The organism is Pseudomonas sp. IB20, from assembly GCF_009707325.1.
In the GTDB taxonomy this organism is placed as follows: domain Bacteria; phylum Pseudomonadota; class Gammaproteobacteria; order Pseudomonadales; family Pseudomonadaceae; genus Aquipseudomonas.
Window position 1 is genome coordinate 4,456,221 of the sequence record NZ_CP046103.1, and the last position, 19,165, is coordinate 4,475,385.

Annotated in this window: 11 protein-coding genes, 1 other RNA gene and 1 pseudogene; 10 read left to right on the forward strand and 3 right to left on the reverse strand. The window is 59.1% G+C overall.

Annotated features, from left to right (window positions below):
* Window positions 1-213 precede the first annotated feature (213 nt).
* From GJU48_RS20775 to GJU48_RS20805, 7 genes are all read left to right on the forward strand, one after another.
* Window positions 214-1,908 (forward strand): lactate permease LctP family transporter, encoded by a 1,695-nt coding sequence (locus GJU48_RS20775; protein ID WP_094951696.1) that lies wholly within the window; start codon window positions 214-216, stop codon window positions 1,906-1,908.
* Between the two features lie 71 nt (window positions 1,909-1,979).
* Window positions 1,980-4,790: an FAD-binding and (Fe-S)-binding domain-containing protein gene (locus GJU48_RS20780; RefSeq protein ID WP_094951695.1), complete on the forward strand. Its 2,811-nt coding sequence runs from the start codon at window positions 1,980-1,982 to the stop codon at window positions 4,788-4,790.
* Between the two features lie 136 nt (window positions 4,791-4,926).
* Window positions 4,927-5,208: a hypothetical protein gene (locus tag GJU48_RS20785; protein WP_094951694.1), complete on the forward strand. Its 282-nt coding sequence runs from the start codon at window positions 4,927-4,929 to the stop codon at window positions 5,206-5,208.
* 104 nt (window positions 5,209-5,312) lie between these two features.
* Window positions 5,313-5,709: a transfer-messenger RNA gene (gene ssrA / locus GJU48_RS20790) on the forward strand.
* Between the two features lie 184 nt (window positions 5,710-5,893).
* Window positions 5,894-7,150, forward strand: a complete 1,257-nt coding sequence (locus GJU48_RS20795; RefSeq protein ID WP_094951693.1) for an integrase domain-containing protein — start codon at window positions 5,894-5,896, stop codon at window positions 7,148-7,150.
* An 802-nt stretch (window positions 7,151-7,952) separates the two neighbouring features.
* The gene (locus GJU48_RS20800) at window positions 7,953-8,978 is read left to right on the forward strand and encodes a hypothetical protein (RefSeq protein ID WP_094953666.1); all 1,026 of its coding nucleotides are present in this window, start codon (window positions 7,953-7,955) and stop codon (window positions 8,976-8,978) included.
* A 126-nt stretch (window positions 8,979-9,104) separates the two neighbouring features.
* The gene (locus GJU48_RS20805) at window positions 9,105-10,538 is read left to right on the forward strand and encodes an ArnT family glycosyltransferase (RefSeq protein WP_094953665.1); all 1,434 of its coding nucleotides are present in this window, start codon (window positions 9,105-9,107) and stop codon (window positions 10,536-10,538) included.
* A gap of 15 nt (window positions 10,539-10,553) precedes the next feature.
* Here the strand turns inward: GJU48_RS20805 and GJU48_RS20810 are convergent, their stop codons facing one another.
* On the reverse strand, window positions 10,554-11,042 hold the full coding sequence (locus GJU48_RS20810; protein ID WP_094953664.1) for a TIGR00645 family protein: 489 nt from the start codon (window positions 11,040-11,042) through the stop codon (window positions 10,554-10,556).
* A gap of 162 nt (window positions 11,043-11,204) precedes the next feature.
* Between GJU48_RS20810 and GJU48_RS20815 the strand changes: the two genes are divergently transcribed.
* Window positions 11,205-13,028 carry a hypothetical protein gene (locus GJU48_RS20815; RefSeq protein WP_094953663.1) on the forward strand — a complete coding sequence of 608 codons (1,824 nt, stop codon included), beginning with the start codon at window positions 11,205-11,207 and terminating at the stop codon, window positions 13,026-13,028.
* Window positions 13,029-13,032: 4 nt separating this feature from the next.
* Here GJU48_RS20815 and GJU48_RS20820 read toward each other — a convergent pair whose 3' ends face one another.
* Window positions 13,033-13,353 (reverse strand): PA4575 family protein, encoded by a 321-nt coding sequence (locus GJU48_RS20820; protein ID WP_155296077.1) that lies wholly within the window; start codon window positions 13,351-13,353, stop codon window positions 13,033-13,035.
* 308 nt (window positions 13,354-13,661) lie between these two features.
* Window positions 13,662-16,100 carry a Lon protease family protein gene (locus GJU48_RS20825; protein ID WP_094953661.1) on the reverse strand — a complete coding sequence of 813 codons (2,439 nt, stop codon included), beginning with the start codon at window positions 16,098-16,100 and terminating at the stop codon, window positions 13,662-13,664.
* Window positions 16,101-16,374: 274 nt separating this feature from the next.
* On the opposite strand from GJU48_RS20825, the gene GJU48_RS20830 reads away from it, so the two are divergent.
* The gene (locus GJU48_RS20830; RefSeq protein WP_094952935.1) at window positions 16,375-16,863 is read left to right on the forward strand and encodes a DUF3015 domain-containing protein; all 489 of its coding nucleotides are present in this window, start codon (window positions 16,375-16,377) and stop codon (window positions 16,861-16,863) included.
* A gap of 89 nt (window positions 16,864-16,952) precedes the next feature.
* A pseudogene (locus tag GJU48_RS20835) lies at window positions 16,953-18,805 on the forward strand (Lnb N-terminal periplasmic domain-containing protein).
* Window positions 18,806-19,165 lie beyond the last annotated feature (360 nt).

Genomic DNA, 19,165 nt, shown 5'->3' on the forward strand with positions numbered 1-19,165 from the left:
TCTATTCTGGCCTATCGCCGCGCTTGCGGCACCTATCAGAACGCCTTCGATTGATCAGACCAGAACACTCCACCCGCGACCTAAGACCAAAGTTTCGCGAGCGGCAAATTGACACACCCCATCCAAGGCTTTTACTCTAGCCGACAGCGACTGTAAATTGGTATTACCAATTATCCAAGCTGACCAAACAACAACAATCAGGGGCCACCCCATATGCAAACCTGGCAACAGCTCTACAGCCCTCTCGGCAGCCTCGGCCTGTCCGCATTGGCCGCGGTTATTCCGATCGTTTTCTTCTTCCTGGCCTTGGCTGTGTTTCGCCTCAAAGGCCACGTCGCCGGTAGCATCACCCTGGCGCTGTCGATCCTGGTAGCGATCTTCGCCTTCCAAATGCCCGTGGACATGGCGCTGGCCGCCGCCGGTTATGGGTTTGCCTATGGCCTGTGGCCTATCGCGTGGATCATCGTCGCGGCCGTGTTCCTCTACAAACTGACGGTCAAGAGCGGCCAGTTCGAGATCATCCGCAGCTCGGTCCTGTCGATCACCGACGACCAACGCTTACAGGTCTTGCTGATCGGCTTTTGCTTCGGCGCCTTCCTGGAAGGTGCAGCCGGTTTCGGTGCACCCGTTGCGATCACTGCCGCACTGCTGGTCGGCCTGGGTTTCAACCCGCTGTACGCCGCAGGCCTGTGCCTGATCGCCAACACCGCGCCCGTCGCCTTCGGCGCGCTGGGCATCCCGATCATCGTCGCCGGGCAAGTCACCGGCATTGACGCATTCAAGATCGGCGCCATGACCGGCCGCCAGCTACCGCTGCTGTCGCTGTTCGTGCCGTTCTGGCTGGTGTTCATGATGGACGGCCTGCGCGGCGTTCGCGAAACCTGGCCGGCAGCCCTGGTGGCAGGCCTGAGCTTCGCCATCACTCAGTACTTCACCTCCAACTTCATCGGCCCGGAACTGCCGGACATCACCTCGGCCCTGGCCAGCCTGATTTCCCTGACCCTGTTCCTGAAAGTCTGGCAGCCCAAGCGCACCGCAGGCGCACAGATTGCCGGCGCCACCTCAAGTACAACGGTTACCGCCAGTGTCGGCGGCTTCGGTCAACCACGCCAAACCGTCGCGTCGCCCTACAGCCTGGGGCGGATTTTCAAAGCCTGGTCGCCGTTCCTGATCCTGACCGTGCTGGTTACCATCTGGACCCTCAAGCCGTTCAAGGCGATGTTCGCGGCGGGCGGTTCGATGTACAGCTGGGTGTTCAACTTCGCGATCCCGCACCTGGACCAACTGGTGATCAAGGTCGCCCCCATCGTCACCAACCCGACGGCGATTCCAGCGGTGTTCAAGCTGGATCCGATTTCAGCCACCGGCACCGCGATTTTCTTCTCCGCGCTGGTTTCAATGTTGGTGTTGAAGATCGACATAAAAACTGGTCTGACCACTTTTAAAGAGACCGTCTACGAGCTGCGCTGGCCGATCCTGTCCATCGGCATGGTGCTGGCGTTCGCCTTCGTCACCAACTACTCCGGCATGTCCTCGAGCATGGCGTTGGTGTTGGCTGGCACCGGCGCTGCCTTCCCATTCTTCTCGCCCTTCCTCGGCTGGCTGGGGGTTTTCCTGACAGGTTCCGACACCTCGTCCAACGCACTGTTCAGCTCGCTGCAAGCCACCACTGCACATCAGATCGGCGTCAGCGATGTGCTGTTGGTCGCCGCCAATACCAGCGGCGGCGTGACCGGCAAGATGATCTCGCCGCAGTCGATCGCCGTCGCCTGCGCCGCCACCGGGCTGGTGGGCAAGGAATCCGATCTGTTCCGCTTTACCCTCAAGCACAGCCTGTTTTTTGCCACTATCGTCGGGCTGATCACGCTGGCGCAGGCCTACTGGTTCACCGGTATGCTGGTGCACTAAAAACCTGCACGTAATAGGGTAAGAATCGACGCCGGACAACCATGCCGGCGTCAGCTATTTCTGGAGGACCGATGAGCCTGCCTGCTGCTTTCCTGAGCGACGCCGCACAACTGATCCCGAAAGATCGTCGCTTCGACGATCCACTTTCCACCCTCGCCTTCGGCACCGACGCCAGCTTTTACCGACTGATCCCACAGCTGGTGATTCGCGTGGAGTCGGAAGACGAAGTGGTGGCGCTGCTGCAACTGGCCCAGCGTGATCGCGTGCCCGTGACCTTCCGCGCGGCGGGCACCAGCTTGTCCGGCCAAGCCATCAGCGACTCGGTGCTGATCGTGCTGGGTGACAATTGGAACGGCCGTGAGATTCGCGGGCAAGGCACACAGATCCGCCTGCAACCTGGCGTGATTGGCGCCCAGGCCAATGCGTGGCTCGCACCGTTCGGGCGCAAGATCGGGCCGGACCCGGCGTCGATCAATGCCTGCAAAATTGGCGGCATCGTCGCCAACAACGCCAGCGGCATGTGCTGCGGCACCGCGCAAAATACCTATCACACCCTCGCGGGTATCCGTTTGGTACTGGCCGATGGCAGCCGCCTGGACACCGAAGATGCAGCCAGCGTCGCTGCCTTTCGTGAACAGCACTGTGCGCTGCTTGAGCGCTTGGCAACACTGGGCCGCGAGACGCGGGCAAACGCTGAATTAGCCGCCAAAATCCGCCACAAATACCGTCTGAAAAACACCACCGGCCTGTCGCTCAATGCCTTGGTCGATTTCGATGAGCCGCTGGATATCCTCAGCCACCTGCTTGTGGGTTCCGAAGGCACTCTGGGATTCATCAGCGCAGTGACTTACGACACGGTGATCGATCACCCGAACAAAGCCTCGGCGCTGATCGTGTTCCCTGATGTCGAGACCTGCTGCAACGCCGTGACCGTGTTGAAATCCCAACCGGTCTCGGCCGTCGAGTTGCTTGACCGGCGCAGCATGCGTTCGGTACAGGACAAGCCGGGCATGCCTGCTTTCGTACAGCAGCTATCGGAAAATGCCTGCGCGCTATTGATCGAATCCCGCGCAGCATCGTCGTCCTTGCTGCACGAGCAACTGGCGCTGATCATGGCGGCCCTGGCGCCCTTCCCAGTGGAAAAACAGGTCGACTTCACCGAAGACCCGGTCGAAAACGCACGCCTGTGGGCCATCCGCAAAGACACCTTCCCCGCCGTCGGCGCCGTGCGTAAAACCGGCACCACGGTGATCATCGAAGACGTGACCTTCCCGGTCGAGCAACTGGCCATCGGCGTGAACCGCTTGATCGAGTTATTCGATAAACACCACTACGACGAAGCCATCCTTTTCGGACATGCCTTGGAAGGCAATCTTCACTTTGTGTTCACCCAAGGCTTCAACAGCAGCGAAGAAGTCGCACGCTATCAAGCGTTCATGGACGACGTCGCGCAACTGGTGGCGGTGGAGTTCGGTGGCTCTCTGAAAGCCGAGCACGGCACTGGCCGCAATATGGCGCCGTTCGTTGAGCTGGAATGGGGCAGCGATGCCTATCAGTTGATGTGGCGGCTAAAACGCCTGCTCGACCCCACCGGCATTCTCAACCCCGACGTGGTGCTCAGCGAAGACCCGCAAATCCACCTCAAGCACCTCAAACCATTGCCCGCCGCCGACGAGCTTGTGGATAAGTGCATCGAATGCGGGTTCTGCGAGCCGGTTTGCCCTTCCAAGGGCCTGACCTTGAGCCCACGCCAACGCATTGTGATCTGGCGCGACATCCAGGCGAAGAAGCGCGCGGGCGCCGACACCACCGAACTGGAAGCGGCTTACCACTACCAAGGCATCGACACCTGCGCCGCCACCGGGTTATGCGCCCAACGCTGCCCTGTAGGCATCAATACCGGCGACCTGGTAAAAAAGCTGCGCGCCCGCGACGCCGACCGTACGAAAACCGCCGACTGGCTGGCCAGCCATTTCGCCACAGCACTGCAAGGCGCACGTTTTACTCTGCATGTCGCCAATGGTGCGCGCATGCTTCTGGGCGCGCCGCGCCTGGCCAAGCTGTCAGCCACGGTGACCAAACTGTCCAAAGGGCAAATCCCTCAATGGACCAGCGCCATGCCGCAGCCGGAGAAAGCTATCCGATTCAGCCCGGCCGTTAACGATGAGCGACCACGCGTGGTCTACCTGGCGGCCTGCGTCTCACGCGCCATGGGCCCTGCGGCGAGTGATAAAGAACAGATGTCGTTGTACGACAAAACCCGTGGCCTGCTGGAAAAAGCCGGTTACCAAGTCGTCATCCCCGACAACCAGGACAGCCTGTGCTGCGGCCAGCCTTTCGCCTCCAAAGGCTATGCCGAACAGGCCGAACACAAACGCCAAGAACTGATCGGCGCCCTGCTTCACGCCAGCCGTGGCGGCCTCGACCCGATCTACTGCGACACCAGCCCCTGCACCCTACGGCTGGTGCAAGACCTCGGCGAAACGCGCCTGGACCTCTACGACCCGGTACGGTTTATCCGCACCCACCTGATGGACCGCCTCGATTTCACGCCCCAGGAAGCGCCCATCGCCGTGCACGTCACCTGCAGCACTCAGCACCTGGGTGAAAGCCAGGCATTGATCGATCTCGCGCGACGCTGCTCAAAAACCGTGGTGATCCCGGAAGGCATCCACTGCTGCGGCTTTGCCGGCGACAAAGGCTTTACCACGCCGGAGCTCAACGCCCACGCCCTGCGCTCGCTCAAGGACGCCGTGCAATATTGCAGCGAAGGCATCTCCACCAGCCGCACCTGCGAGATCGGCCTGAGCCAACATGGAGGCATTGATTACCACGGGCTGGTGTACCTGGTGGACCGGGTAACCCAGGCGCGGGCGCATTAATCAGCCAACAAAACCGAACCCCTGCGTGCCGGCGTAGTCATCTGCATAGGCCTCGGTGAACGAGGCTCATCAGTGATGTCGCTGGCAGGCCTTGAACGCCAGCAGCGTCGAGCCCTTTTTCGCAAGGAGATACCCTATGAAGCGTTCCGCTCTTGCTGGCTTGTTTATTACCGCTGCGATGATGGCCTCCCCGGTGTTTGCAGCCGGTAAAACAGACGAGCTTTGCCAAATCAACCTGGACAAAATCAACAACGGCAAAGCGCTACTGGCCACCGACACCAGTGGTAAAAGCGGCGAAATCGACACCGCCGTCTCCCAGGCTAAGGCTGCCCACGCGGCTGGCGATGACAAGAAGTGCATCGAGATCACCTCCAAAGCCATCCAGGACTTGCAGAACAGCGAGAAAGGCGGCCAGTAAGCCCCTGACGAGCTCGCGGCCAACCTTCGGGTTGGCCTTCTGCGAACGTTTGGCGTACACTGCACAGGCTTGTCACTCACTAAGAAACAACGAGTTACAAGCACGGGGCCGTTTAGGATTCGACGCCGGTCGCGAAACTTTAGGTGCATGCCGAGTTGGTAACAGAACTCGTAAATCCACTGTTGCAACTTCTTATAGTTGCCAATGACGAAAACTACGGCCAGGAATTCGCTATCGCTGCGTAAGCAGCCTTAGACCTGAGCTTCTGGTACCTTCGGGTCCAGCAATCACCAGGGGATGTCTGTAAACCCAAAGTGATTGTCATATAGAACAGAATCGCCGTGCAGTACGTTGTGGACGAAGCGGCTAAAACTTACACAACTCGCCCAAAGCACCCTGCCCTTCGGGTCGCTGAGGGTTAACTTAATAGAAACGGCTACGCATGTAGTACCGACAGCGGAGTACTGGCGGACGGGGGTTCAAATCCCCCCGGCTCCACCACCCATACATCTAAAGACGTCCCAGGACGTCTTTTTTTGTGCCTGCAATCCAGTAAATACGGGGCTTACAGCTCCACCAGCGTCCATGAACGTCCAGCAGCAGCCACATCTTCTGGCATTCCAAATGGCATTCCAAGCACATAGGTGCTAATTTTTGGAATGCCAAAACTCATACTGGAATGCCAATGTGCGCTCAAGCTACCCGTCTCTCTGAACTCAAAATCAAGTCTGCCAAACCTGCTGAAAAAGACTACGTGCTATTTGACGGCGGCGGACTTCAAATGCGAGTGAGAAGCAATGGCTCTAAGCTATGGAACTTTAACTATCGACACCCTGTGACGAAGAAGCGGATCAATATGGGCTTGGGTACCTTCCCTGAAGTCTCGTTAGCGCAGGCAAGAAAGGGTTCCATTGGAGCGAGGGAAGTTCTTGCTCAAGGCCTCGACCCAAAAGAGAAACGAGATGCTGTACTACAAGCCAAACAAGCTGCGACTGAACACACATTCCAGAATGTGGCGACGTCCTGGTTTGAGCGGAAAAAAGATGATGTGACACAGGCCTACGCTGAGGACATCTGGCGCTCGTTGACGTTGCACGTTTTTCAGGAGTTAGGCACCACACCTATCTCAGCCATCAGCCCCCTAAAAGTCATCAACCTGCTTCGGCCACTCGAGACCAAAGGCAGCCTTGAAACCGTAAAACGACTATCACAGCGCCTCAACGAGATCATGACCTACGGGGTCAACTCGGGACTGATTGACGTAAATCCTCTCAGCGGGATTCGCGCAGTCTTCAAGAAACCGAAAAAGAAGAATATGGCAGCGCTTGCTCCGGATGAGCTGAAAGAACTCATGGTGGCAATTGCCAATGCCAGCATAAAACGAACTACGCGCTGCCTGATCGAATGGCAGCTCACCACCATGACACGTCCAGCAGAAGCAGCTACTACCTGCTGGGCCGATATCGACTTAGAAAAGCGTATCTGGACGATCCCAGCTGAACGCATGAAAAAGCGCCGCATACATATCGTGCCGCTCACCGATCAAGCACTGGCGATTCTGGAGACAATCAAACCCTACAGCGGGCACAGGGAATACGTGTTTCCTGCAGACCGCAATCCTCGCACTCACTGCAATAGCCAGACCGCGAACATGGCTCTAAAACGCATGGGCTTCGAAGGTCGCCTGGTAAGCCACGGCCTGCGCTCAATGGCGAGCACCATTCTCAACGAGCACGGCTGGGACCCTGAACTGATCGAGGTAGCACTTGCCCACGTGGACAAAGACGAGGTGCGGAGCGCTTACAACCGGGCGGATTACATCGAACGCAGACGCCCAATGATGGCTTGGTGGAGTGAGCACATTCAGGAAGCAGCTACCGGCAATCTGTCAGTGTCAGCAATAACTGAAAACAGGGAAAGAAAAGTCGTTTCGATCCGCTGATTAATAACCTACTCGTCGGTCGCAACAGGCAACAGGCAACAGTCGGCCAGGAGCAGTCATTGGCAAGCGGCTGGTTTCGACGTGGAAAGATCATGAGGGCATCGTTCTGACTGACTTCCCTCTAAGCCACTTTAAGGGGGGCAGAGTTAGGCCTGCGGTGCTTCTGTGGCGAAGCATGAGATCATGAGCCCAAGATCTATGGTCAATGTCTAGCAAGTGGTAGATGAGTGATATAGCAATAGCGCCCATCAACTCGCTCGACGGCACCAAGCAAACTCTGTTGGCATTCCAAATGGCATTCCAATAGAAAAACGAAACCGGTAAATTCGTTTAAAATCAATAAGTTATATGACCTGTTCAGATTACCCCGGCCCACCAATTAGAAGCATCGACAGAACCCGCCTAGTGCGGGTTTTGTTGTTTCTGGGGTTTGGAAAGCCCGGCCGGTGGGCCTTCGGAATTTTCCTTCAACATGTCGCGCTGTTGGTGAACTGGCGAAACCCCATCAACAACGCTGACTTTCCCCCGTCGCTGCTCATCAGCGAGCGGCTTTGACAGGCCGAAAAGTGTAACCTTTCACACCCCTTGATTTAACGGCATGCTTCAACTCCGCAGCAGTTAATCGTACTCGGCGAGCTGTTAATCAACCGCGTATTGAATACGCAGCCCTTCCACAGCGAACCGCCTCAGTCTTAAGAAACGAAATAGGGCGAGCCGCCTCACAACGCCTCGCCCCCTGGAATCCCCCCACACTTCCCATTACCCTGACGGCCTTTATCAGACAACCGGAAGTCAGATACCCGTGTTCAAGCCCCTCGCTGTCATTACCCTCGCCGTCACGCCCTTGCTCGCCTCCGCCGCCGATCTCGCGGGCGTCTGGCAGGGCACGCTGGGCAAGTCCGCTGTCACCGCCTGTTTCAACGGCGCCGACGGTGAGCACGGCAGCTATTACTACCAACGCATCCTCACACCGATTCAACTGACCCAAGCCAGCGATAACGCGCCGTGGGTGGAGGAAGACAACACCGGTTTCTGGGCATTGCAAAAACCCCAGGGCGATACACTCTCCGGCGGCTGGCGCAAAACCAAGGGCGGCAAGCCGCTGCCACTCACCTTGCAACGCATCAGCACGGACGGCTGCGGCAGCGACGCCTACAACGCGCCCATGGAAGCCGCGCCTCTGGCGGTCAAGACCGAGAAGAAAAGTTTCGAAAACCACGCGTATCTACTCAAGACCCAAGGCGCTCAGGTCACCGTCAAGCTAGAAGGCGACGGCCCGGCGATTCAGAAGATCAACCGGCAACTCGCCGCCTTGGCCGTCAGCGATGAGGATCAGGCTGACTATTTTCACGAGCGCCGCGAATACCTCGGTCGAAACGGCTCAGCGCATACCAGCGAAATCGACGTTGAGCCCACGTATTGGTCGTCGCAATTTATTACCGTCAGGTTCTACCGCTGGGCGGCGGGCACCGGCGCCAGGGGTATCAATTGGGGCCTGCATTCCTGGAACCTGCAAACCGGCGAAAGTGTTGACCCGTGGACGTGGCTCGGCGGGCGCCAGGAGTGGTACTCCGCTTACTCCGGCCACGTGGAGTTACCGGCCACATTCAGCGCCTGGCTGGCCAAGCAAACCGCCACCGATGAGGGCTGCCCGGCGATCACCAGCTATTCCTCCTTTGACTTGAGCTTCAACACCCAAGGCCTGCAACTCTCCACCCGCGCCACGGGAGATGGCTGCGACAACGACTTGAGCTTCACCTGGGAGCAATTGGAGCCGGTACTGACCGAGCAAGGCAAAGCGGCGTTACCCAGCTTGAAACTGCCCTGAGCAGCGGGTTTGGCCGCCTTACAAAAACCCCACACTCGTTCACGAAATGTTAAGAAACGGATACATATACTGACCGATCAACATGGCCGCTCCCCCGAGCGGTCCCCTGCTCGGTAGCCAGAACCCATGACGCGCCCCGTTCCTCTGCTGCTCCTTCTCGTTGCTGTGTTGTTCTTCTTTGCCTTGGGCAGCCATGAGCTGCAAGGCTCCACCGAAGCCCGCGTCGCCGGGATCGCCATGGCCATGCACCTGGACAATGACTGGGTGATCCCACGTCTGTTTCGTGAACCTTTCCTGGAAAAGCCGCCCCTGAGCCTATGGCTGGACGCCGGTGCGATTCGGCTGTTTGGCGGCACCACCTGGGCCGTGCGCCTAGCGTCGGCGTTTGCCGGGCTGTTCAGCGTGATGCTGTTTTACGGGATGCTGCGCAAGTTCGGGCGACCGCAGACGATGGCGTTCTGCGCGGCGTTGATCCTGGCGACCATGGCCAGTTACTGGGGCAACGTGCGCGGCGTGGGTGAGGATTCGTTGCTCAGCCTCGGCGTGACCGCCGCGCTGCTCGGGTTTTACCAGGCCGTGCGACCCGATCGCGAAGGTTCCAGCGTTTGGGCCTGGGCGTTGTTTACCGTCGGCATGGTCATCGCCACCCTGAGCAAAGGCGTACTGGGCTTGGCGATGCCGGGCATTGTGATCTTTGTGTACCTGCTCAGCACCAGCCTGTTGGATAAACGCCTGCGCATCGGCGACTGGCTCAAGCCAGCGCTGTTCACCCTGCTGGCACTGGTGCCGCTGCTGATCTGGCTGGGCTTTCTGTTCCAGCGCGGTGGCATGCAAGCGGTGGCCGAAGTGTTGTGGACCAACAGTGTCGGGCGCTTCAGCGGCTCGTTTGTCGAGGCTGGGCATTACGAACCGTTCTATTACTACATCGCGAAGCTGCCCGAGGCGTTCCTGCCTTGGAACATTCTGGTGTACCTGGGCCTTTGGCACTTCCGCAAAAGCCTGGTGCGTAACCGCTACCGCCTGTTTTTCAGCGTGTGGCTGGTGGCGCAGTTCACGTTACTGACCCTGGCTTCGAGCAAGCGTACCGTCTACCTGATGGCACTCACACCCGCTGCCGCCGTACTCGCAGCAGAATACGCTGGGGTGTTGTTGACGTGGCTCAAAGCGAACAAACCGGCGCTGTTCCGGTATCACCGCGGCGTGATCAGCGGCGTGTTCGCGCTGCTGATCGTCAGCTACATGACAGCCGCCTTCTGGTTTGCCCCCAAGGCCGACAAACGTGAGTCCTTCGTACCGGTGATCAGCCAGGCCAAGGCCTTTCAGACCGAAGGCAAAGCGGTGGTGTTGTTTCAGCCCAACGAGCGCATCGCCGGGGCCAGTGTGTTCTACCTGCAGGCCTACTTGCCGATCCTGCAAAGCGAAGAGGAGCTGCGCAGTTTTCTCGCCGCCAAGCCCGGCAACATCGCGCTGCTGGACCGCCCCGACGACTTGGCGGAGAAGGTCAACGTGATCAAGCAGATGGCAATCGGTCGCCAGCCTTACTACTTCGTCGAGCAGTAAGGCCGGTGCAAAGCATCAGTGCTTGGTGAGCTTGTCCAGGTAACCCATGGCGAACGCCGAGATCACGAAGGTCATGTGGATGATCACGTACCACATCAAATGCTGCGGATCGACGTTCTTGGCGTCCATGAAGATGCGCAGCAGGTGAATGGACGAAATCGCCACGATGGAGGCGGCCACTTTCATCTTCAGCGATGAAGAGTCCATGGTGCCCAGCCAGTTGAGCTTTTCTTTGTTATCGTCAATATCCAGCTGCGAGACGAAGTTCTCGTAGCCGGAAATCATCACCATCACCAGCAAGCCGCCGACCAGCGCCATGTCGATTAACGACAACAGCAGCAGGATGACGTCAGCTTCCAGCATGGTAAAAATATTCGGAATAACGTGGATGATTTCCTGGAAGAACTTCAGCGCCAGAATCAGCAGGCCCAGGGAAAGCCCCAAATAGATCGGCGCCAGCAGCCAGCGTGAGGCGTACATAGTATTTTCGATAAAGCGTTCCATTGGATCTCACACAGCTAGGCTAAAAATGGCCGCGAGTATATCAGCCGCTACCAAACACCTGTATCCGTGAGAAAACTGACCCGGACGGCATCTGTGAGAGAATTTTTCTGCTAGTGTCGAGCCCATCAAATCAGCTCGATGCTGTGGAACAGGAAAACTCAGATGATGGATGTGCGATCCCCTTTGGCCACTGTCGGCCTGTGTGCGGTGTTGCTGATGGCCAGCGGCTGCTCCCCCAAAGAAGAGCAGAAGCAGGCCACCCTCGAAGAGAAAACCGCGAAGTTCGAACAATCGCTGGACGCCATTGAAGACCCCAAACTGCGCGACGCCATCGCCGACCTCGGTGGCTCGCTACTGTTGCTGGAACGCGCGCAGACCAAGCTCGCCGTTAAGCCAATCGACGCCGAATACGGTGAAGACACCCTGGCGCTGCTCAAGCACTACCCCACGCCCCAAGCCTTGGTGGATACCTACATCAATGGCCTGTTCGTGCTGCGCAAAGCCTCGCATTCCGACTACCTGACGGATTTGCAACCGGTCTCCCCGTTCAACTTCAACACCCCGGACCAGTTCCCCTTTACCCACGGCCTGGAATGGCAGTCGGTGACCCTGAGCAACAACAAAGTCATCCCCTTCCAGCCAGAATGGTCGGAAACCGACCCGGGCATCCAACTGAGCCCGAGCAGCTCCAACCTGACCAACCCCGATGACCTGACGGTAACCTACCCGTTCATCGAGGGCTTGGAGACCGAGAACAAGAGCCAGCCACAGCCCGTCAGCCTCAAGGGCGCGGTTGAGGTGGTTGCGCCCGGCAAGGTGCTAACGTTCGACTTGTCGAAAAAAGACGTGGGCCACAAACGCACCGAGGGCAATATCACGCTCAACCTGCTGCTGCTTGAGAAAAACTACGCCGAAATCGAACTGACCAACAGCGAGCCGCTGGCGCCGGAAGTCGGCGACGACTCGCCGAACCCATTGCTGGTGCAGGCACGCGACAGCACGGGGCAATTTCTCACCCGCTCGGGCTCGATCAACGAAAACGCCGAGCAGGTGGCGTTCTACAAGAAGCAACTGGCCGAGATGCAAAAGCAGACGGCTTGGTCAGACGCCTTTGAAAAACAACTGACCGACGAGCAGAAAGCCTTCGAACACAAACAGAGCAGCCATTACGCCAAGGTGTATTTCAATGGTTTGATCGAAAACCTGCAGGTCAACGTGCTGGACTTCTCCAAAGCCACGCTCACCCGCAAGGACCTCGACCTGCCGGTGATGCGCTTCGACAAGAACAGCCTGCAAAAGACCGTGCAAGCCTTGCCGATGCCGGTCACCGTGTATGACGACGGCGCCGCCAGCTGGCTTAAAGATGCGTCAATGACTGAGGAGCAGCTGAAAAAAAGCGTCACCATCAGCCAATCGACCGAAGACTCCAGCGCCGCGAAGATCGTGTTTGACCACCCGTTCACCTTCAATGACGACCTGGTTGGCGCCGAGCGCAACAACAGCGATGCCCCAATCACCTTCTTCACGGCGGACGACAAGGGCGAGCGCGGCGAGCCCATCGAGCTGCCAGCCGAGGCCTTTGAGTTGAATGCGGGCAGCGGCACGCTCACGTACGACCTCAACCTGTTCCCGGAAACCCCAGCGTTTGTGGTGGGCTCGGTGCCGCTGTTCCTGGCCACCATCGAGAAAGCCACGATTGACGTGGCCAAGCTGCCCAAAGGCCTGTCACTCAAGGACAACGCGCTGATCGTCGATCAAACAGACTTTCCCGCCGACAGCTGGCGCTTCTACGCCAAGGACGCGAGCGGCAACTACCTCAAGGAGATCCTCGGCGTGAGCCACCGTGCCGAGGAGTACGGCACGGCGCTGTTTGATGTGCATTACTTCTACGGCCAGCCGACCAGCCTGGAAAGCTACCAGCGCACCGACCTCGACACCGTGCAATACGGTTTCGAGGTAAAGCTGGACAAGCCCGAGACAAAATAGCCGCCTACGGCCGATCGTTCCTACGAGCCAGGCCATTGAGTTGTCGCAGATGGGCCTGCATATGCAGGCACCATATCTGCGGATCGGCCGCCACCTCATAGCCGTGCAGCGTCAGGCTTTCGACGATTGATCCCAGAACGGTTTCTGCCACAAAGGGCCCATGAAACGGGCCTTCGGACTTGATGGTGGCGGGCTGTTCGCCGGTCATTCCGGCGGCAAACAACAACGTCCACATCCCGTTATCCCCCGCGAGAGGGCGAATGGAGCATTCGATACGGGTGACCAGGCCCAGGCATTGGCGGGTAAGGCAAAGGTTGCGCGACATGGCGGCGACCCTCGGTAGATCGGTGTTCAACCTCGCGCAGGGCAAGGCTGTCTCTATCCTGCGACTCCTGTGGATATCCCTAGCACTCAGAATAGAAGAAAACCGGTACAAACCAAGGTTATAGGGACCAACGGGCGTTGGTCTCCTACACCCGAGTCAAAATTGTGGCGAGTAGGCTCGCCACAACACGCTCGCTAACACGCGTTGGTCTCCTACACCCGAGTCAAAATTGTGGCGAGTAGGCTCGCCACAACACGCTCGCTAGCCCAACAAGCCAGCTCCCGTACTTACTGCGCCACCACAAAAAATCAGCTCGGTTTGGCTTCCGCCAACGCCTGCTGCGCCAGCTCCTTCTCCGCCTCTTTCAAATCATCCTCGCTGATCATCTCGGCAATCGCGCGCAAACGCTCGACCACGCGCGCGTTCACGCTGCCTTCGGGGAATTGCCCTTCCTCGTCCGGCTCACCGGCAGGCTCTCCCACCAACAAGCTCAACGCCTCATCCGCCTGACGCACGGCGTAAATGTGGAACTGCCCGTCGCGCACGGCTTTCAGCACCTTCTCATCGAGCATCAACGTGGCGACGTTGGCTTGCGGAATGATCGCCCCCTGCTCGCCGGTCAAGCCGCGTGCTTCGCAGAGGCGGAAGAAGCCTTCGATCTTCTCGTTAACCCCGCCCACCGCCTGCACTTCACCAAACTGGTTGATGGAGCCGGTGATGGCAAAGCACTGCTTGAGCGGCGTTTTCGACAGCGCCGAGATCAAGGTGCACGCCTCGCCCAGGGACGCACTGTCGCCGTCCACATAACCGTAGGACTGCTCCAGCGCGATGCTCGCCGAAATCGCCAGCGGGAATTCCTGGGCATAACGGCTGCCCAGGTAACCGGTGAGGATCATCACGCCCTTGGAGTGAATCGGCTGACCGAGGTTAACCTCGCGCTCGATGTCGACAATACCGCTGCCGCCCGGGTACACCGTGGCGGAAATCCGCGCCGGCACACCGAAGGCCGAATCACCCACCTCCAGCACCGTCAGCCCGTTGCACTTGCCGACCGCCGCACCGGCGGTGTCGATCAGGATCACCCCGGCGAGCATGTCGTCGAGAATCCGCGCCGACACCCGCCCGGTGCGCGTGGCCTTGGCCTTGAGCGCGCGTTCGATATGGCCGGCATCGGTCATCTCATCGCCCGCCAGGTGGCGGATGAAGTCCGCTTCGCTGACCAGTTGGAACAGGTCGCCAATGCGTGCCGACAAACGCCCCTGATGTTCGGCCAGGCGTGCGCTGTACGTCGCCAGGCGCGCCACCGCGTCCGACGTCAGCGGCGCCATGCCTTCTTCCGACGTACGGGTTTTGAGCAACTGGGCGAACTGCTCCAGGCTCTCGTCGACCATCGGGATGTCTTCGTCGAAGTCCACCAGGACGCGAAACATCTCCTGGAAGTCTGGATCGGCATCCTGCAACGCGTAGTACAGCTGGCGCGAACCGATGATGATGACCTTGACCTGCAACGGGATCATTTGCGGGTTGAGGGTCACGGTGGCCAGGCGGCCGAGCTCGCCCAGCGGCGATTCCATCTTCAGCTTGCGCGACTGCAAGGAACGCTTGAGCGCGTCCCACACAAACGGCTCGCTGAGCATTTTTTCGGCTTCCAGAATCAGGAAACCGCCATTGGCACGGTGCAACGCGCCCGGGCGCAACTGGCGATACGTGGTGTACAGCGCGCCTTGGTCGGTGCTGTACTCGATACGGCCGAACAAGTTGTCGTACGTCGGGTGCGGCTCAAACACCACCGGCGCGCCGCCGTTGACCGAGTGGCCCACCACCAGGCTCGGGCAGTATTGCTCTTCGAGCAGCTTGCGCGCCTGGGCGTCGGTCTTGGCGTCGTCGACAAACTGCTCGACCACGGATTTGAGCAAGTACACCTGCATGGCCTGCAGGTAACCGCAGACCGCCGCGTTTTCCGCGTACTTTTCCGACAGCGGCGCCAGCAAAGGCTGCAGAGCCAGGGTAATGGTTTCTTCGTTGAACTGACGCAGTTGGTTATTCGACTCGCGCTTCCACTGCGGCAGGCTGGCCAATTCTTCGTTGAGGCGCTCTTCCAGTTCGGAAATATCCGTGTGGAAACGCTCGCGGTCAGCCTCCGGCAGTTGCGAGAACTCCGCCTCGTCCAGCGCCTTGCCATCGAGCATCGGCGTGAACGCGATGTTGGAGCTGTCGCGGTACAGCGCCACGTCCTTTTCCAGGGCCAGGCGTTCGATCACGTCCAAGGCCTTGTCGTAACGCTGGTTGAAGGCGCGGTCGATGGCGCTTTTGCGCTGTTGATAAGTCGGGTGTTCGAACACCGCCGGGAAGGTGGCGACGAGGTTGTCGACCAAACCGTTGATATCGGCGATGAAGGCCGCCGCGCCGCCGCCCGGCAATTCCAGGGCACGCGGTTCGCGTGGCTCATCAAAATTATTCACATAGACCCAGTCCGCCGGGGTCTGCAGGCGCTTGCCTTCGGCTTTCAGGTAGCGTTTGACGAACGAAAAGCGGCCGGTACCCGGCTCGCCCATGACAAACACGTTGTAACCAGGGCGTGGCATGGCCACACCGAACTGCAAGGCTTCAACCGCACGTTCCTGGCCAAGCACACCGCGAAAGGGCTCCAAATCATTGGTGGTCGAGAAGCTGAACTGTTCAGCGGAGAAAGGGCGAGTCAGCGCTTCGGGCGCTAGACGCAAGCTGGCAGCAACAGGATCAGGCATCGGGCTTCCTTACATCAGGCGGGGCAGATGACGGCATTCTGGCTCCCGGTTACGCGCTCTGGCAAGGCGCGACTTTGGGAAAGCATAGCCAGGGGACAGGTCTTACAAAATAATCGCGGCAGCTCTGCACAAAAACACTGATTGTTTAAAACCGCCAACCCCTGGAACGTGCCTAAACTCCAAACTGCGCGGGTTAGACTAATAACTGGCCCCTAGGGCGCTATGAAGTGCCTGAACCCTTGTCCATTGGTTTGCACACAAAGAGAACAAAGCTATGAAACGGATCCTTCTTGGTACTCTCTTCACCGTCGTCTCCCTCAATGCAATGGCTGAAGCACCAGGTGGCCCGAACTGCGGTTGGGGCAACATGTTGTTCGAAGGCCAGCGCGGTACTCCAGCGCACTTCCTGGCTTCCACCACCAACGGTACCTCGGGTAACGCCACCTTCGGCATGACCTCCGGCACCAACGGCTGTAACACCAACAGCGCCCTGACCTACGGCGGCAAGTCCTGGATTGCCATGAATGGCATGATGAACGAGCTGTCCGAAGACATGGCCAAAGGCAACGGCGAAGCACTGACCACCTATGCCGTGGTTCTGGGCGTTGCCCCTGAAGATCGCGAGCACTTCGCTGCCGTGACTCACGAGCACTTCCAGCAGATCTTCAGCAAAGCTGACGTGACCGCTGACGACGTGCACAACAACACCCTGGCTGTACTGAAAAGCGACACCCGCCTGGCCAAATACGCTACCCAGGCTTAAGCTCGACCGTCCGCGCCTTTCGAGGCGCGGGCTCTATTTTGGACCCGCCTCCCCTTTGGGTCTCACTAATTCCGACTTAAGTTGCCCCTATGCTCAAACGCTTTGCCTGGTTGGCACTCTTCGCCTGCGCCCCGCTGTACGCGGCCCGCATATTGATGATCAACGTTTGCAGCAATTGGCCAACGATCCGTTCTGGCTGTCTTTGGGCCATTACGAAGCCGGCAAGATCAGTGGCTGGCGCAGCTATGTCAGCGACAAAAAATTCTTCCTCGCCCCCGATGGCGCGCACCATCCGGACCAGGAACTGCAGGCGACCGTAGCGGCGTTGTATGCCCCGGCCAGCCTCGGCGAAAAGCACGTCCAATGCGTTTACCCCGCACGCACCCGTTGGCTCAAGGATCAGTTGCACCTGACCGACCTGCCCGCCTTGGACTGCAAAGAATTCACCCAATGGTTCAAGGACGTCGCGCCGCACAGCGCGGTGATGATCTTCCCGGCGGCCTACCTCAACAGCCCGTCGTCGATGTTCGGCCACACCCTGCTGCGTATCGACCAGGCCGACGTGCAGAGCAACAACACCGCCCTGCTCAGCTACGCGATCAACTTCGGCGCCTACATCGAAGGCTCCGACAACAGCATTCTCTACGCCTGGAAAGGCCTGATGGGCGGCTATCCCGGCCTGTTCGCCCTGGTGCCGTACCAAGAAAAACTCTCGGAATACCGTAGCCTCGAGAACCGCGACCTGTGGGAATACCGCCTGAACCTCACCCAAGTCGAGACCGAGCGCATGGTCGAGCACGTGTGGGAACTCAAGCAGATCCAGTTTGACTACTTCTTCTTCGACGAAAACTGCTCCTACCGCCTGCTGGAACTGCTGCAAGTGGCCCGCCCGAGCCTGCGCCTGACCGAGCAGTTCCCGCTGACCGCGATCCCCACCGACACGGTCAAAGCGGTGAAAGAGGCAGGCTTGGTCGAGAAGATCGACTATCGCCCGTCTCGTGAGCGCGAACTGCTGGAACGCGCCAAGCCGCTGGATAGCGACGAGCAACAATGGGTGCTGAAAATCAGCGATGACCAGAAGCAATTGCAGGAACCGACGTTTAAAGCCCTGCCTCGCGACCGCCAAGCCCTGATCATCGACGCCGCTTATCGCCTGGGCCGCTACCGCGCCAATGGCCTGGAGCGCGACACCGAACGCTCACAACGCAGCTTCGAACTGCTGCGCGCGATCAACCAGAACCCTGCGCCCGACCTCAACGTCGAACGTCCCGGCCTGCCTGAGAACGGTCATGAGTCACGCACCTGGCAAGCCGGCATCGGCACCCGTGGCGACAAGGCCTTTGGCGAATACGGCCTGCGCATGGCCTATCACGACCTCAACGACAATACCGAAGGCTTCCCGCTGGGTGCGCAGATCGAAATCCTGCAGATGAAACTGCGCCAGTACGAAGGCAACCACTGGCAGCTGCAGCAACTGGACCTGGCGACCATCCGTTCCCTGACCCCACGCAACGCCCTGTTGCAACCTTGGTCATGGCAAGTGACCGGCGGCCTGGAACGCGTACCGGGCAAACACGACGACGAAACCCTCGTCGCCCACGTCAACGGCGGCGCCGGCGGCACCTGGCAACTCACCGACGACATGCTCGGCTTCGCCCTCGGCACCGTGCGCGTGGAGCACAACAACGACTTCAGCGAAGCCATCTCCCCGGCTGCCGGGTTCAATACCGGTGTGCTGTGGAAAAACCCGCTGGGCAATTTAAGCGTGGAAGCCAAGGGTGATTTCTTCACCAATGGTGAAGTGCGCCGCAGTATCAGCCTGAACCAGCAGTGGGAATTGTCGCGCAACCTGGGCCTACGCTTGAGCGCCCAGCGCGAGTACAGCCACCTGTCCACGCCAGTCAATGAAGTGATGCTCGAAGTGAAGTGGTATCACTACTAACCAAAGCCAGACAAAGATCAAAATGTGGGAGCGGGCTTGCTCGCGAAGGCGGTGTGTCAGTATCGGCCAAGCTGACTGACCCACCGCCTTCGCAGGCAAGCCAGCTCCCACATGTGTTTGTGCCCGGCCTAAACTCTGCGCCCGCTGCAGTTCAAAGCTGGGAGCCGGGCTCGCCCGCGATGGCGGTCCTTCAGGCAATGATCCAGACAAAGATCAAAATGTGGGAGCGGGCTTGCTCGCGAAGGCGGTGTGTCAGTATCGGCCAAGCTGACTGACCCACCGCCTTCGCAGGCAAGCCAGCTCCCACATGTGTTTGTGCCCGGCCTAAACTCTGCGCCCGCTGCAGTTCAAAGCTGGGCG

Excerpts from the sequence above, each read along its gene's own strand:
- GJU48_RS20775 (WP_094951696.1), top strand. The coding sequence starts at position 214 with ATGCAAACCTGGCAACAGCTCTACAGCCCTCTCGGCAGCCTCGGCCTG.
- GJU48_RS20780 (WP_094951695.1), top strand. The coding sequence starts at position 1,980 with ATGAGCCTGCCTGCTGCTTTCCTGAGCGACGCCGCACAACTGATCCCG.
- GJU48_RS20785 (WP_094951694.1), top strand. The coding sequence starts at position 4,927 with ATGAAGCGTTCCGCTCTTGCTGGCTTGTTTATTACCGCTGCGATGATG.
- GJU48_RS20795 (WP_094951693.1), top strand. The coding sequence starts at position 5,894 with ATGTGCGCTCAAGCTACCCGTCTCTCTGAACTCAAAATCAAGTCTGCC.
- GJU48_RS20805 (WP_094953665.1), top strand. The coding sequence starts at position 9,105 with ATGACGCGCCCCGTTCCTCTGCTGCTCCTTCTCGTTGCTGTGTTGTTC.
- GJU48_RS20810 (WP_094953664.1), bottom strand. The coding sequence starts at position 11,042 with ATGGAACGCTTTATCGAAAATACTATGTACGCCTCACGCTGGCTGCTG.
- GJU48_RS20815 (WP_094953663.1), top strand. The coding sequence starts at position 11,205 with ATGATGGATGTGCGATCCCCTTTGGCCACTGTCGGCCTGTGTGCGGTG.
- GJU48_RS20820 (WP_155296077.1), bottom strand. The coding sequence starts at position 13,353 with ATGTCGCGCAACCTTTGCCTTACCCGCCAATGCCTGGGCCTGGTCACC.
- GJU48_RS20825 (WP_094953661.1), bottom strand. The coding sequence starts at position 16,100 with ATGCCTGATCCTGTTGCTGCCAGCTTGCGTCTAGCGCCCGAAGCGCTG.
- GJU48_RS20830 (WP_094952935.1), top strand. The coding sequence starts at position 16,375 with ATGAAACGGATCCTTCTTGGTACTCTCTTCACCGTCGTCTCCCTCAAT.